Source organism: Clostridium sp. (genome assembly GCF_050717635.1).
Classification (GTDB): Bacteria; Bacillota; Clostridia; order Clostridiales; family Clostridiaceae; genus Clostridium_AD.
In genome coordinates this window covers 471,278-487,019 of sequence record NZ_JBOITO010000013.1, presented here as the reverse complement: position 1 = coordinate 487,019, position 15,742 = coordinate 471,278, and the positions used below count along the sequence as shown (strand labels likewise).

General features: G+C 31.6%; 13 protein-coding genes. 3 read left to right on the top strand and 10 right to left on the bottom strand.

The genetic code is table 11. The features are described 5' to 3' along the window. The first annotated feature begins 158 nt into the window (after nt 1-158). On the top strand, nt 159-1,658 hold the full coding sequence (gene spoVB / locus ACREWB_RS08225; protein WP_431546971.1) for a stage V sporulation protein B: 1,500 nt from the start codon (nt 159-161) through the stop codon (nt 1,656-1,658). A gap of 57 nt (nt 1,659-1,715) precedes the next feature. Here spoVB and ACREWB_RS08220 read toward each other — a convergent pair whose 3' ends face one another. From ACREWB_RS08220 to ACREWB_RS08195, 6 genes are all read right to left on the bottom strand, one after another. Next, nucleotides 1,716-3,344: a putative polysaccharide biosynthesis protein gene (locus ACREWB_RS08220; protein WP_431546970.1), complete on the bottom strand. Its 1,629-nt coding sequence runs from the start codon at nt 3,342-3,344 to the stop codon at nt 1,716-1,718. Nucleotides 3,345-3,356: 12 nt separating this feature from the next. Next, on the bottom strand, nt 3,357-4,310 hold the full coding sequence (locus ACREWB_RS08215; protein WP_431546969.1) for a pseudouridine synthase: 954 nt from the start codon (nt 4,308-4,310) through the stop codon (nt 3,357-3,359). A 122-nt stretch (nt 4,311-4,432) separates the two neighbouring features. Continuing rightward, nucleotides 4,433-5,590: a M20 metallopeptidase family protein gene (locus ACREWB_RS08210; protein ID WP_431547165.1), complete on the bottom strand. Its 1,158-nt coding sequence runs from the start codon at nt 5,588-5,590 to the stop codon at nt 4,433-4,435. A gap of 60 nt (nt 5,591-5,650) precedes the next feature. Then, on the bottom strand, nt 5,651-7,660 hold the full coding sequence (locus ACREWB_RS08205) for a cell division protein FtsA (RefSeq protein ID WP_431546968.1): 2,010 nt from the start codon (nt 7,658-7,660) through the stop codon (nt 5,651-5,653). Between the two features lie 95 nt (nt 7,661-7,755). Further along, nucleotides 7,756-8,055 carry a hypothetical protein gene (locus ACREWB_RS08200; RefSeq protein ID WP_431546967.1) on the bottom strand — a complete coding sequence of 100 codons (300 nt, stop codon included), beginning with the start codon at nt 8,053-8,055 and terminating at the stop codon, nt 7,756-7,758. Between the two features lie 141 nt (nt 8,056-8,196). Further along, nucleotides 8,197-10,245 (bottom strand): ATP-dependent helicase, encoded by a 2,049-nt coding sequence (locus ACREWB_RS08195; RefSeq protein ID WP_431546966.1) that lies wholly within the window; start codon nt 10,243-10,245, stop codon nt 8,197-8,199. 138 nt (nt 10,246-10,383) lie between these two features. Here ACREWB_RS08195 and ACREWB_RS08190 point away from each other — a divergent pair, with 138 nt between their 5' ends. Both ACREWB_RS08190 and ACREWB_RS08185 read left to right on the top strand, forming a co-directional pair. Continuing rightward, a complete protein-coding gene (locus ACREWB_RS08190) occupies nt 10,384-11,862 on the top strand; it encodes a nicotinate phosphoribosyltransferase (protein WP_431546965.1) in 1,479 nt (492 codons plus the stop codon). Nucleotides 11,863-11,901: 39 nt separating this feature from the next. Continuing rightward, nucleotides 11,902-12,261, top strand: coding sequence for a hypothetical protein (locus ACREWB_RS08185; RefSeq protein ID WP_431546964.1), 360 nt, complete (start codon nt 11,902-11,904; stop codon nt 12,259-12,261). 58 nt (nt 12,262-12,319) lie between these two features. On the opposite strand, the gene ndk is transcribed toward ACREWB_RS08185, so the two are convergent. From ndk to ACREWB_RS08165, 4 genes are all read right to left on the bottom strand, one after another. Next, on the bottom strand, nt 12,320-12,790 hold the full coding sequence (ndk, locus tag ACREWB_RS08180; protein ID WP_431546963.1) for a nucleoside-diphosphate kinase: 471 nt from the start codon (nt 12,788-12,790) through the stop codon (nt 12,320-12,322). A gap of 66 nt (nt 12,791-12,856) precedes the next feature. Further along, nucleotides 12,857-13,072, bottom strand: coding sequence for a hypothetical protein (locus ACREWB_RS08175; RefSeq protein ID WP_431546962.1), 216 nt, complete (start codon nt 13,070-13,072; stop codon nt 12,857-12,859). A gap of 118 nt (nt 13,073-13,190) precedes the next feature. Next, a complete protein-coding gene (locus ACREWB_RS08170) occupies nt 13,191-13,874 on the bottom strand; it encodes a DUF4430 domain-containing protein (RefSeq protein WP_431546961.1) in 684 nt (227 codons plus the stop codon). Nucleotides 13,875-13,923: 49 nt separating this feature from the next. Next, complete coding sequence (locus ACREWB_RS08165; RefSeq protein ID WP_431546960.1) at nt 13,924-15,735, bottom strand: LPXTG cell wall anchor domain-containing protein; 1,812 nt, start codon at nt 15,733-15,735, stop codon at nt 13,924-13,926. Nucleotides 15,736-15,742: the final 7 nt, after the last annotated feature.

The window sequence follows — 15,742 nt, the reverse complement described above, 5'->3', positions numbered from 1 at the left end:
ATTATACAATTTTATCAGTTTAATGTCAAACCACATCAACTATTTATTTTAAAAAGAATGCAAGTTTTATCCACCTTATAGAATATAATTCAATCACTACACATACAAATAATTAATAACTGTTATAGGTCAGGGTCAAGAACAAGGAGGATCCATCCATGATAAAAGATACTTTTTATAGAGATTCAATAATACTTACGGTTTCAAATTTAGTTGGCGGTATACTTAGATTTATGTTTGCGATTCTACTTTCTAAAAAACTTGGAGCACAAGGTATGGGTCTTTATAGCCTTGTAATGCCAATCTATGATTTATTCATTTGTCTTATTTGTGGTGGAATGGTAACAGCTATTTCAAAAGAAGCCTCATCTTACTTCGGACTAAACGATTATGGCAATTTAAACAAAACTATACATACTGCCATTGTTTTCGATTTTATTTGGGCTCTATTAATAGCTGTATCAGTTTTCGTTTTTTCACCCTTCATTAGTACTTACATAATAAAAGACCAAAGGACATTATATTCTCTTTTAGTTATTTGCCCCGCTTTAATCTTTGTTGCTCTTTCATCTATATACAAAGGTTATTTCTATGGTATTTCAAATGTTAAAGTACCTGCAATAATAGATATAGTTGAAAAAACCGTAAGAATGGTGATATTAGTTGGAATAATAAATTTCTTTACACTCAAAAATGTAACATCTACTGTAACCGCTACTTACATTGCCTTATCCGTTGGGGAATTTATAAGCTTTGTTTTGTTATATGCCTTCTATAAAAAAAGTAAAAATAAATTCAAGCAGTATACTAAAAAAGCTGAAGGAAGAGCTCAACTCCTATTTAATGTCCTTGTTGTTTCTCTGCCACTATCCCTTAACGGTTTTTTAACCACTGCAATTTCTGCACTATCCACCTTAATTGTGCCTAGGCGCTTAGTTTATGCAGGTCTTGAATACACGGAGGTTCTATCCTTAATCGGTAAATTTGCAGGCATGGCTATGAGCATCGTATTTTTTCCTTTTATTATTGTAATGTCTATGGCAACCATATTAACTCCAGATATTTCTAAAAGTATTAGTAAAAATGATTATCACGCTTTAGAGGACAGAGTTGTGGAGGTTATAAAAATTTCATTTTTGCTGGGCGTATCCACTCTTATAATATGTTTATCTACTGGTGATTCCCTTGGAAAACTATTTTTCGACAGATATGACCTAGGCATCTACATACGTCTTGCCGCCTTAAGCGCACCATTCATGTATATGGCTGGTTCAACCTTTGGAATACTAAACGGACTTGGTAAACAAAAGACAATTTTAATAAATTCTCTAATAACTTCTATTTTACAGCTTGTGCTACTATATATACTCTTAGGTATTCCAGGTATGAGTATTTTAGGCTACGGAATAACTCTCCTTGTAACCTCTATAGTAAGCTTTATATTGAATTTTATTGCAATCAAAAAAAGCTGTTATCTAGAGTTTTCAATAACAGAAATTATAATTAATGTTTGTCTTAGCATATTTTTATACTTCATACTTAAAATTTTAGATAATACTATACCAAATTCTATGTTTATCACTAAAAATATAGTAATTATTGTTACTGGGTTCTCCCTAATATTATTTTCTTTTATTATTTCAAAAAATAGTAAATAAGTCTAATGCTCTAAAAAGCCCTAGACTTATTTCTTTTACTATTCATATTTAAATTTCCTACCTGATTTTTTTTAAAATAAATACCGGTATGAGTTTCGTAATCTTACGTGGAAACCCTTCCAAATCTTCTTTAGTTATTCCACCTATAATCACTAATATGAAGAAATAAGTTAGCATGGATAAGAATATGGCAACTATTATAGCCATAGCATTGGCAAAAATTCCTTCTTTTATAAAACTAAAACTAAATTCAAGGTACCCATGCATGAGTTTTGCAACTATTGCCATAATACTTGATGCTATTATAGGTTTAATTGCATGTTTAAATAGCTTTATTCTAATCCTTAGCACTTTGTTCATAGTAATATTGTTCAGTATCAAAAGTATTGCAAAACTCACTCCATTACCTAGAACAGCACCTAATATGTTGAAACTCGGAATTGCTACAAAAATATAATTAACAATAACTTTCCCTATTAATCCTATTACCGCATAAATAGTAACCACATATAGTTTCCCTAGACCCTGTAGAATTGAAGTTTGAATACTGACCACAGCCATAAGTATTATTACCACTGACCCATAGGTCAGTAATCTTGAAACATCAGAACCAAAGTGAAGAAGATATATTATAGGTTTAGCTAAAACCGCAAGTCCAAATGCTGAAGGTACTGCTATTAAAAAGCATAGCCTAAAAGCATAATTAATTTTAGACCGAACGGCTCTTTTGTCCCCAAGTGCCACTAAGCTAGATATAGAAGGTAAAATAGTTATAGCCAGAGATGAAATAATAGCTATAGGTACACCTATTAATGTTGTATATTGGGTTAAAACACCCCATAAAATAGTAACCTCTCTCTCAACAAATCCAGAGTCAAACAGTCTTGATTGAACTATCCTTATATCAATTAGTAATCCTGATTGTTGTAATCCTAAACATATTGTCATCGGCATAGCATAACTTATTAACCTTTTCACTAATCTTTTAGTAGTAAATCTTTTTATAACTAACTTATTATGTCCTTTAGGAACTCTGAAGACTTTATTTTTTTTATAAGCATGAATCATATATATAGCTGCAACTAATGCTCCTAGAGTTGTACCAATAGTTCCACCTGCAGCACCTGCTGCTAATCCATACTTTATAAAATATGCTGCAAAAATTAAACTAAATACAGTATTGGCAATTTGCTCCAAAACCTGCGATATAGCAGTTGGAGTCATATTGCCTCTTCCTTGAAAATACCCTCTATACGCTGATAATACAGATGAGATTAAAATAGTTGGAGCAAGAGCCATAATTGCCAATTTGGCATTAGAACTTTTTGCCATAACCGCTAAATTCCCTGCAAAAATCAGCATCAATAGTGACATAATTGTGCCTAATATTAAAAGTAAAAATCTAGCTATTTTAAAAGTCTTCACCGCATCTTTGTAATTTCCTACAGCTATGAGCTCCGATACCATCTTGGATATAGCCACCGGAATACCAGCATTTGTTAATACATACATGTATACAAATATAGGGTATGCACGGGCATATATACCATATCCTACGTCTCCTAATATCGCAAGTAGAAAAGGTACATAGAGCAAAGATAAAAGCTTAACCATAAAACCCGCTGCAGATAATATGGCAAAGCCTTTTGAGGTAGACTGTTTATTTAAGTTCACTTTTTCACTCATTAAACCCACCCTTTAAAATTTAAATACATCCTTTTTAATCTTCTTAAGTACTGGAGGTAAACTTTCTGCAATGGTCTTGTTTTCCATATAAGATAGTTCCTCTGGGCAATTCTTAAATATTGCCTTATAAGCATATAAAAACTGATAATCTAAACCATATTTGTTCTGGAAGAAACTATTCATTTTTTTCTCACCGTATTTTGGATCACCCACAATAGGATTTCCTAAATGACTTAAATGAGCACGTAGCTGATGGCTTCTTCCTGTTATAAGATTAATATCTATTAGTGAGAATGTACCACAACTTTCTATGTTTTTAACTTCCATGGCTATTCTTTTTGTATTTGGCATCTTAGTGTCGTATACCTCTGAGATATTTGCATCCTCATCTTTACGTATATACCCTTCATAAACACCATCTTTGATTCTGTTTTTTACTAGTGCCATATAATATTTCTCAACACTTCTTTCCCTTACCATTTCATTTAAAAGTTTAAGAGAATTAAAGTTTTTACCAAACATAACTATACCTGAAGTATTTCTGTCGAGTCTATTACAAGGTGCTGGCGTAAAGGTTATTTCATTTTCAGGCCTATAATCTCCCTTGTCAAACAAATAAGAAAGGACATAATCTACTAAAGTAGCTTCTCCACCCTTTTTATCAGAATGAACTAAAACTCCTGGCCATTTTTCAACCATTAATATATTTGCATCCTCAAAAGTTATCTTTAGATTATTATCAATTCTAATAAACTCTTCTTTTTTAAATTCACTTGTAATATATTTTGTTTCAACTATATCACCTTGTACTAGTGAATGTTTTTCCTTGATTTTATTACCATTAACTCTAATATCACCTTTTCTAAAAGCTTTATATATTTTACTTAATGGTACATCACCTAGTACTTTTCTCATAAATTTATCTGTTCTTTGTCCTGCTTCATTTACTCCGATCTCTATCCTCATATGTTTCCTCCTATTTGCATTCTATATAATGACGACTTCCGCTTATAATCCAATTTATTTTCTAATAAATCACCTTACGTTTTAAAAAAATCACATCAAGCATCAATTATATACTAATATCGTTACAAATCCAATAGAAATTCATAAGCTAACTTGCATTGCATAGCTACGCCTATAGATAAACAACTCTCATCTATGTCAAATAAACTACCATGAGCAGGATGTACTATACCTTTTTGCAGATTTCCACTTCCTAAAAAATAAAATAGCGATGGTCTTTCCATAGTAAAATAAGAAAAACTTTCCCCTCCCATAGTCGGCTTATCCAATTTATAAACATTATCCTCTCCCATAACCTCACTTGCCAGTGTTTCAAACATTCCCGCTAGCTTATCATCATTATAAAGACAAGGATAACTTTCCCTAATATCAATCTCACATCTTCCTCTCATGGATGTAACTATGCCTTCTACTACTTCAATTAATCTATTCTTAACAAACTGCCTATTTTCGATGTTTGTAGTTCTAATAATTCCAGATATTATAACTTCCTCAGGTATAATATTTTCAGCTGTGCCTCCATGGATAGACCCTATAGTAAGTACTGCAGGATCTGTAGGAGAAATCTCCCTACTTATAATATTTTGAAGGCATACAATTACACTACTAGCTATTACAATAGGATCAATTGTCATATGTGGACTTGCACCATGTCCTCCACTACCTATTATTTTTATAGTAAATGGATTGGATGCTGCATAGGCTACACCTCTTTTTAAACCAACAGTTCCAGCCTCTAACCATTCTTCTACATGAAGTCCAAAAATAGCATCCACATTAGGATCTAAAAGTACTCCCTCACTAATCATTATTTTTGAACCACCAGTAGTTTCTTCAGCTGGTTCAAAAAAAAGTTTAACATTTCCCGGAATTTCCTCTTTCATGCTATTTAATATTTTGGCCACGCCGAGAAGTATAGTGGTATGAGCGTCATGTCCACAAGCATGCATTTTACCTTTAACTGTAGAAGAATAATCACATATCTTCCTATCATCTAATGGAAGTGCGTCCATATCTGCTCTTAGTGCAACAGTCTTTTCGCCCTTGCCACGAATAATAGCACAAATTCCCGTTCCTGCTACTGCGTAATATTCAATACCTTCCGTTACTAAAAAGTCTTTTACCTTTTGCGAAGTTCTATATAAATCAAAACCGAGTTCTGGGTTCTTATGAAGGTCTCGTCTTATATCTACTAACTGACTATGAATATTTTCTGCCATTTCTAAAAAATTCAAATTTTACACACCTCTCCACTTATTGTTCGCTTGAAAAAACTATTACTAGTTATCCCAATATATTTGAATTACATCTCCATTATTTAGTGGCTGATAATAGCTAGCTTTAATATCATTTAGCGTAAGGATTAGGTTTCCCTTTGATTTAGACAAATCAAAATCTACATAATTAAATATATCCACAAATATATATTTTTCTTTATTTTTAAGAGTAATATTTTTTTTATTAACCTCCACTACAAGCTCTTTTAATCCTGCGTCTAATTTATTATGCACATCTTTAACCTGAACATGTTCATTAGTATTCTCTTTTTTTAACGTTACACTATATATTCTATCTCCCTCTTTAATAACATATTCCTTCTGAACTTTTTTATTATTCATCATAAAAATTAAACCACTATCTTCATTTCCAAAATATTTTATATATTCCTGAATTGTAGCTGAAAATTCTATATTTACATCATCATTTTCATTAATTATTGCATCTATTAGAGCTCTTTTTCCATTAATGAATGTTACAGGCTCAATATTTCGTATTTCATCATCAAAATAAAAACTCACAACTTGAATATTCTTCACAAAATCAATAATTTTAGGCTCAGCGCTATTTCCATCAATGGAAAAAGAAACTTCTATGACATCCCCTTCTATTACCTCAGAATCAATATTTGCAGTGGAGTTATTTATTCTTATTTCCGCCCCTTTAGCTAAGCTGCCAAAGGCAACTCGTTTTATTCCATCAACCGTGAATCTGATATTCTTACCATTCTTACCAATTAATACTTTAGGGTTAATACCTTCTTGCACCATTACATCCATAACAGTATGCTTATGTGCATTAAAAAGGCTTACAATCTTATCGTTTATTGTGACATCAACAAAATCATTTCCTAATCTCTTTACTGATATAAGTGCTATACCTAAAACAGTAACTCCAATGCTTCCAAGGCTAGGATCACATATGCAATCAACTACTGCTTCTCTTCCTTTAATTGCAACTCTTTGAATTGGTAGATTTAGGACTTTAGCAAGATTTTCTTTGATAAAAGGCGTATGTGCTCCCCCTCCTACTAGAAATATAGCATTAGGGGCTTTGCCTCCATTTAATTCAATTATCTTATTTCCAATTTGTTCTGCAATTTTAATAACTATTGGGTTAATTATTTTTAATACTTCTTCAGGCTCTATTTCATTTTCAAGGCCTAATACATCTATAAATACAATTTTTTCTTCTCCGCTTCCCTGCTTTTTAATTCTCTCGGCGGTATTAAAATCTACCAAATAGGATTGAGCTATTATTTCAGTTACCTCGTCCCCAGCCATTGGTACCATACCATATGCACTTATACTATCTTTACTACTAATAGCAATATCCGCAGTGCCTGCACCAATATCAACTAATGCTAAGTTTAGAAGCCGTAAATTTTGTGGTACTGCAGCTTCCATAGCTGCTATTGGCTCTAATGTTAAGCTCACAACAGAAAGTCCAGCCTTATTCATAACAGCATAAAGACTATCAACCACTGAACGTGGAAGGAAGGTGGCAATAATGTCTACTCCGATATTTTCACCTTTGTGAGCGTTTAAATTTGAAATTACGTAACCATTTAAATAGTAATTTTTAACACTATAGCCTACGCAATAAAGCTTACCTTGTGTAGATTTAATAACTTCATCCTCCGCCATTTTAACCGCAGTAATCTCCAAACTTCTAATAGCTTCTCTATTAATTTCCTTATCGCCATCTACTTCTATTTCAGCCTTTATTGTAGTTGTTCTTAAAAATCTTCCCGCAGCAGCAATAGCTACTTTAGTTAAGGAAATATTTAGGTTACTCTCCAATTCATTTTTTACCTTTTTCACTCCACTAGCTACGGAGTCAATATCGTGAATTTGACCATCAATCATAGCTCTATCCTCATGTTCTATATAGCTTTCGGAAAGAACCTCAAATTTCTTCTCGGATATTACTCCAACTGTTCCTATAATGGATCTTGTTCCTATATCTAAAGCAAATATTAGTTTCTCTTTATTAACATTTGTGATATCCATTTTTATACCTCTTCCTCACAAAAATACTAAGCTCATATTAATAACATATGAGCTTAGTAAAATTATATAACATAATATTGCAATATTCAACAAAACTACTGCATTAACTTAATTACTCCAGAATTTTCTGATATATAAGGTAACTGTTTTACAATAGTGTAAATGTATTTTGGTTTTGATTTATCATCTTTTAAAACCTGCTCTAAGGATAATTCATTATAATACAGTAACTTACACCAAAAATCCACAAAATCATCTCTTGTAATAAAGATTACATTATCTCGCTCTTTAACTGTAAATCCACAATTAAACTTTTCTAAAATTTTTATATCTGAGTAATCTCCATTGGACAAAATCAATCCTACATCTTCCCACATTTTCTTAAAGGCAACCATTAAAACTCCTCCTAAATAAACATTTTCCTCTTATAGTACATATATTCATACCAGATGTAAAATATAGCCTACCATTACATTATATGTGTTATTTTTCCACTTTACAACCCAAAACAAAATATAAAAAGTAATCTTTAAACTTTAAACTTTTGATATTAGTGAATTATTATATAGTACCTTAGCATCAAATTTTCTTATAATTCCCCCTTCAAACTTAAGTTCTAAATCATTATTTGTAATAGAAATTACTTTTCCTTTGCCAAAACTTTTATGCAGCACCGTATCTCCCTCTTTAAAAGGAAAATTTGTACCATCTTCTCCTATAATATTGCACTCCACAATAAATCGTGAGGTTTCTTTTACTTTTCCTTTTATATTTTTAGAAATGCACAGCCAAACATTATCTATAGCTCTTGTAACTCCTACATAAAATAGTCTTCTTTCCTCTTCTATGTTTTTATCCATGCTATTTACATGTGGGATATTTTCCTCATTACAGTTAATCAAGTATACGTTCTTAAACTCCATACCCTTTACGCCATGAATTGTACTAAGTATCACCGCATCATCCTCTGTACTCTTCTTATGCCTTTTAATCTCCTCTTTAACCTGCTTTACATGTGCAAGAAAAGCCGTTATAGAATTATAGCCTTCTATTGATTGTCTAAACTCGTCTATAACGTCCTCCATCTCAACTACATCAATCTTAAATTTTGTGCAATACTCTTTAATATGATCATGATAACCAATACTTAAGACTATATTGTCTACGGCACTTTTTAATGAAATTTTATTTAAACTATGAATATCTTTTTTTAATTTATCTAACATCTTCATTTGAAACACTGGTGTACCTTCTATATCCTTTACCATTTCAAAACAATCATCTTTTACAGAATTTCTTCTTAATTTATCTAAATTTAATTTACTTATATATCTAAAGGGCTTATTAATTATGCGAAGAAAACTATCTCTTTCCGTCTTATCAATACTGAGTTTTAAATATGCTATTATATCTTTGCAAATGAAATGCTCAAAAAAATCATATTCCTTATCTAAAAGTAGAAAAGGGATTCTTTTTTTAATGAAAACATCTATTAGACTTCTACACTCTACATTTGTTCTGTACAATATTGCATTATCTCTATAATTTTTATCCTGTACACCATTGCGTTTTTCAATGATGCAACTAATCTCCTCTGCCTGATAATTTTCATTTACATTATTTAGTACAGAAATGCCACCATCTCGCTGCTTAAACGCTATGATGTCTTTTTCATTTCTCATACTATTATTCTTTATAATACTCATGGATATTTCCACTATATTCTTCGGACATCTATAGTTAGTGGACAAGGGTAATTTCCCTCCCCCTTGAAAATGATCTGAAAACTTAACCATACACTCAGGATTTGATCCTCTAAAGCCATAAATGCACTGATCCTCGTCACCTACAGCAAAAATTGAATTACCTTCATTTATAAGTTTTAGTATTTCCACTTGCATGGAATCACAATCTTGAAATTCGTCAACTAAAACATGTTTAAATAAGCTTTTATAACCCTTAAGCAGTGTGTAATCTTTTATAAACAAGTCTCTACAACCTATTTGAAGATCATCAAAATCATATAAGTTTTTTTCTTTCCTATACTGCTCGTAAATATTATAGGCTGCTGTAAAGATTCCTTTATCAATACTTGAAGAGAAATTTTCCAGATCATCGGAACTAGTCTTAAACACAGAAATATTATTTATTACTTCCTTTACTTTTTCGTCACTAACTTCATCTAAATAAGACATTAGTACATTTTTTATAAGTTTATATACCTCTAGCGTATTAATTATAGTTATCTCGCCATAATAGTTTTTAAGAATCTTATAAAACAGGCCATGAAACGTTCCAAAAAACGGAACTCTTTCACTTCCATTAATAGCAACATATCTCCTTTTCATATTAATTGCCGCAGCTCTTGTAAAAGTAATTACTATAATATTTTTAGGGTTTATTTTTTTATGGTTTATTAAATAAACAATTCTATTAACGATAACTACTGTCTTACCCGATCCCGGTCCTGCCGTAACTAATAAATTTCTGTTTTCAGAAAAAACCGCTGCCTTTTGTTCCTGACTTAAATTTGTATTTATTTTATCTTTAAATACTTTATTATCCATAATACGTTTTGTTTCCACTTTCTTTCACCTACTATAGTTATGTCATATATTATGTTTATACCCAAAATTCTCTTTATTAATCATAAGTACTTAATAAATTGGAATTATGTTATAATTCCATTATATACTTTTATTAAATTTCAAAGGGGAAAAATTATGAAATACTCAAAAGATTTTAATGTGAGAAATGAAAGAAATCTAACAATGCTAGTAGATTTTTATGAATTAACCATGGCTAACGCTTATCTTGATAATAATGTTGGAGATAAAATAGCATACTTTGATATGTTTTTCAGACGAATACCTGACGGTGGTGGATATTGCATCATGTCCGGCGTACAACAGTTAATTGAATACCTTTCAAATTTAAGTTTTTCAGAAGATGATCTATCCTATTTAAGAGGAAAAGATGTTTTTTCAGAAGACTTTATAGATTACCTAAAGAATTTTAAATTTTGTTGCGATGTATGGGCAATACCAGAGGGCTATCCTGTTTTTCCTGGTGAACCCCTAGTTATAGTTAAAGGACCTGTTATACAAGCTCAATTTGTTGAGACAATGGTGCTACTCACAATAAATCATCAAACCTTAATAGCCACTAAAGCAAGTAGGATATGTAGAGCTGCCTTAGGTAGGCCTGTTATGGAATTCGGTTCTAGACGTGCTCAAGGCTATGATGGTGCCATATATGGTGCTCGGGCTGCTGTTATTGGTGGTTGTTCTGGTACTGCCTGCACCATAGCTGAAGAAATGTTTGATATTCCTGCTATTGGTACTATGGCTCATAGTTGGGTACAACTTTTTGATACGGAATACGAGGCCTTTGAATCTTGGGCTAAAACTTACCCTGACAACTGCATGCTTCTTATAGATACTTATAACGTACTACGCTCTGGTGTGATAAATGCCATAAAAGTATTTGATGAGGTACTTAAACCAATGGGCAAAAGGCCTAAAGGAATCCGAATAGATAGCGGTGACATTACCTATTTAACTAAAAAAGTAAGAATGATTCTAGATGAAGCTGGATACTCAGATGTAAAAATAACGATTTCTAACTCCCTTGATGAACATATAATAAAGAGTGTTTTAGAAAACGGGGCACAAATTGATAACTTTGGTGTTGGCGAGAGACTTATTACTGCAAGATCAGAACCAGTGTTTGGCGGCGTCTATAAATTAGTTGCTGTTGAAAACGATTCAGTTATAATACCAAAAATAAAAATTAGTGAAAACGAAGAAAAAATAACTAATCCTGCATTTAAAAAAATATATAGGATTTTTGATAAAACAACACATAAAGCCATTGCAGATTTAATTACACTACATGACGAGGTAATTGATGAAAATAGACCACTTGAGATATTTAATCAAATCTTTACCTGGAAAAAGACAAAACTAAAAAATTACTATGTAAAAGATCTTATGGTTAAAATATTTGAAAATGGAAAACCTATTTATAACTCTCCTTCAGTTATGGAAATAAAAGCTTTTTCTGCTAGAGAAGTTTCTAATTTATGGCCAGAAGTTTTAAGATTACAAAATCCCCATGCATATTATATAGATCTTTCTTGGAATCTATGGAATTTAAAGCAGAGTTTATTAAACCATTATTCTGAGGCCTTGGAAGAATAAAAATAATAATAAATATTACTAAGAATAATAGGAGAAATTATGAAACAAACTTTAAAAATTAAACTCTCAAAGGATGCTCATCAAGAGCTTACAAAAATGATTAAATGGAGCGAAGATTATGACAGCGTCAGATTTGTGAACGCTAGTGGTTGTTGCAATACTACAAAAACAGAAATCATCTTAGACAATTTTAAAGCAGGAGACATTAAAAACACCATTGGTGATTTAAAAATATTATATGATGAAACTCTTATAGATAATATTGCAGAACTCATAATAGCCTACAAAGATTCTCGCTTTTGGATTAAAACAAAATTACCAGAAAACAGCAAACCTAATTGCTCTAAAAGTGATGATAAATCTTGTGGCGGTTGCTCTGGAAATTGTGGTTCTCACTAATAATAAAAAAACTAACCAAAATGTTTTTGGTTAGTTTTTTTATGGCCATTTAAATAAACTATACGTTTACTAATGGTCCAGGAATTTTTGCAAATAAATCCACAGTTCTATCATACGCGCCTTGTGTAAGCTCTGGAAACCAAATTGTAATTTCACGTTCTGCGCTTTCAGTGCTATCAGATGCATGAACTAAATTCTGAGTTTTATCTAAAGCAAATTTTCCTCTTATACTTCCAATCTCTGCCTTTGTAGGATCTTTATCTCCATTTATTTTTCTTACTACATCCACAGCTTTATCGCCCATTAAAATAATTGCACAAATCTTGCCTTCGGTAATATAATTTATTAACTCTTCAAAAAAGTTCTTTCCTGCATGTTCACTGTAATGTTTTTCAGCACTTTCTTTTGTAGCAATCATCATTTTAAGTGCTACAATTTCAAGCGATTTTTCCTCATATTGATTGATAATTTCCCCAATAAGTCCACGATTAACTCCATCAGGTTTAATTAAAACCAAGGTTCTTTCCATATAATTCACCCCTCTATAAATTAATTATATCCAATTATTGCATAATATAAACTAGTACTTATAACTCTATGAATAAGTTTGTTTATATAATAGTCTTAAAGGGGATTCTTTATCCTCACTAAATAAATCATAATCTGAATGATTTTTAATGATTAGTGGTTTAAAAGCTTTAAGTTCAAGAAATGGACAATTGCCACCATTATCTGCCCATCTGTATAGTGCACATTCCTTAAAACAATTAACTTCTTCTTCCGCTGTTGTTAAAAAAGGACACTGTAACATTTCATCACCTCATTCCCATAATTTACTACTCTTAATAGCATTATAAGATATTTAAGCGATAAATTACAGTGTTTTTTGAAAATTCTAAATATAAATTTAAATGTGCCTGAAAATGGCCTTAATTATTCACCGCATCTATTAAATATTTCCATTTTACAACATCACCTGACTTAAGTTTTATTGCTCCACAGCTTATGCCTGGTTTAACTCCATTTACATAATAACACCAACCGCTTAAGGGATTGCCACCACCCCTTTCTTTAAGGTTATTAATCATTGTAAAGTAAGTTGTTCCCCCTCTACCTGTTGCTTTATAGCTAATACCCTTGCTATCTAATTCACTGCGTGTAATATCAGCTACTGTTTTATTCTCCAGGTTTACATATACAGATAAAATCATTTTACCCGAGATATCATCTCTAATTATTAAATTAGGTTCTTTTTTAGGTTCAGGAGTTTTAGAAGGTGCTGCTTTTTTTACAACTACTGCTTTTTTCTTTGCAACCACTGCATTTCCAGTGCTACTAGCCTTTGTATTTGTTGTTTTGTTTTCCACTACCGCTTTTGTTTCCTGCTTCTTAACTTCCGGTTTAACATCATCCTTAACTGTTTCCTCTTTAACCATTTGTTCTTGTATATCCTTTTCTTTTACAACAACTTTTTCTGAAGTTGAGTCTTTTTCTTCTTGCTGCACTTCAGCGGTATTTTTATTAAGGTACTTATCTTGTACAATTTTTGTAACACTTAAAAGCCCTACGCTTATTAATATAACTGTAGCTAAAAGTAATATTTTCTTTTTCAACTAAATCACTCTCTTCTATTTTGACATTACGGCATTTTTAGACTATACATTATTTTTCACTTCTAATCTTTCTTGTATACAACACTCCTATAACCATAAATAGCATTCCTAAAACTATAAGAATATTAGTATCAATAACAGACCCCGTTTGAGGTAATTTACCAGCCTCTGCTTTACTTGTAACTGTATCCGTTGTTGTATTGTCCGCTAGAGAAAAAACTGGTAACTCTTTTGAATTAATATCGCTAGAGTAAAAATCATATTTCCCAGAAGTTTTATATTCTTTAAGTGCTATTAGCGCTCTAAGTACCTGTTCTGTTGATGTGTAGTTTGACTTAGTTTCCTCTACTAAATGCTTAAACCCTCCATCTTTTGCTTTAAAGGATAATAGTGCTGAAACTAAATCCCCTTTGGCTTTATTAAATATTTCTCCCTCTGGGTTTATTCCTACTGACGTAAGTCCTAATATAACAAACGCTGTAGTTTCACTAGCTAAACCATATTGACTAACGCTGTATCCGCTTTCATTTTGCAATATGGATAGAGTATTTACTGAAGCATCAATAGCTTCTTTCACCTCTGGTTTCGTACTATAAAATTCTGATAGTGCATTTATAGCTGCTCCTGTCATATCTGGATCTATTTTGTCCCCATAATAAGTCCATCCTACCATTTTATTTGTATCTGCATTATAACTTAACTTTGATTTCATTATAATATCAGCTAGTTTTTCTTTAGTAACTTTGTAATCACCCTTTATGTTAGCGTAATTATAAGCAAAGATTCCAAACACTGCATCATTAATTAAAAATGTATCTATATCCCTATTTAGTAGTTCTGAAACTAAATCATGACCTTCCACATTATAAGGTGTATAGCCAGATGCCGTTAAGCCTATAATTAATTTTTCAATGTCTGTGTTGTTTAAATCTTTCACTCCATTTGTCTTGATATCTTCCACACTTTCTTTTAAGAAGGCAGTGTCTACCTTTTCACCTAATTTATTTAAACTAACAGCAGACCAAGTATCAATTCCCTTTGCTTTTACAACTGCCACTGAACTATTTATTGCTTTAGAAGTTTCTTTTGCAATTGTAGTATTATCTACGTCTTCACTTGCATTATTTTCATTATCATTAACGCCTGTTGTTACTTCTTTTCCTATAGTAAATTCTATTTTGTCATAAACAACTTTTGGAGATCCATCAGCTCTAAAATCACTTAGCTCAAGCGTATGTTTTCCAGCGTCAAGTCCTTCTTTTAGTGTAATTTTATTATCTACAACTGCTACCTCAGTGCCATCAATCTTAGCCTTTATACCCTTAATAGGTTGAATTATTTCTTTTTTTGTTGTCCAATCTTCATAAGCATTATTTAAACTTATAGTTAGTTCAACATTTGCATCCTTAGTTGAATAATCTATTTTATTTGCCGTCATAGTTCCCATATCACCATAATATAAAATAAGCTTATCTCCGCTTTTTAACGTGGAACCATCAATACCTGAAACAATATTTTCATAACTATTATTTCTACTTATTGCATAAAGCCACCCATCATAACCACCAAATTTGCCACTTTTTATTCCATCAATTTCTGCAATGAATTTACCATTTTTCCCATCAGTAGAAACCATAGGGATATTATTTTTATCTAATACCTCTTTTAAAGCCTCAAACCCATTTGATTTACTAGATTTTCCTGTTGTAATTATTTTATCGAATCCTTCTACCTGCACCGAAACCTGAAAATCATTTTCTACAGCACTAACCATTGTGCTAGTTCCTGCAAGAATTTGACCCATTACGAATATTAGTACCAAAGCCATAGTGTAAATCTTCATTTTTATTGTCTTTCTCATTATTATT

What these genes read in the sequence shown, in the direction of transcription:
- spoVB (WP_431546971.1), top strand. Translation starts at nt 159, where the DNA reads ATGATAAAAGATACTTTTTATAGAGATTCAATAATACTTACGGTTTCA.
- ACREWB_RS08220 (WP_431546970.1), bottom strand. Translation starts at nt 3,344, where the DNA reads ATGAGTGAAAAAGTGAACTTAAATAAACAGTCTACCTCAAAAGGCTTT.
- ACREWB_RS08215 (WP_431546969.1), bottom strand. Translation starts at nt 4,310, where the DNA reads ATGAGGATAGAGATCGGAGTAAATGAAGCAGGACAAAGAACAGATAAA.
- ACREWB_RS08210 (WP_431547165.1), bottom strand. Translation starts at nt 5,590, where the DNA reads ATGGCAGAAAATATTCATAGTCAGTTAGTAGATATAAGACGAGACCTT.
- ACREWB_RS08205 (WP_431546968.1), bottom strand. Translation starts at nt 7,660, where the DNA reads ATGGATATCACAAATGTTAATAAAGAGAAACTAATATTTGCTTTAGAT.
- ACREWB_RS08200 (WP_431546967.1), bottom strand. Translation starts at nt 8,055, where the DNA reads ATGGTTGCCTTTAAGAAAATGTGGGAAGATGTAGGATTGATTTTGTCC.
- ACREWB_RS08190 (WP_431546965.1), top strand. Translation starts at nt 10,384, where the DNA reads ATGAAATACTCAAAAGATTTTAATGTGAGAAATGAAAGAAATCTAACA.
- ACREWB_RS08185 (WP_431546964.1), top strand. Translation starts at nt 11,902, where the DNA reads ATGAAACAAACTTTAAAAATTAAACTCTCAAAGGATGCTCATCAAGAG.
- ndk (WP_431546963.1), bottom strand. Translation starts at nt 12,790, where the DNA reads ATGGAAAGAACCTTGGTTTTAATTAAACCTGATGGAGTTAATCGTGGA.
- ACREWB_RS08175 (WP_431546962.1), bottom strand. Translation starts at nt 13,072, where the DNA reads ATGTTACAGTGTCCTTTTTTAACAACAGCGGAAGAAGAAGTTAATTGT.
- ACREWB_RS08165 (WP_431546960.1), bottom strand. Translation starts at nt 15,735, where the DNA reads ATGAGAAAGACAATAAAAATGAAGATTTACACTATGGCTTTGGTACTA.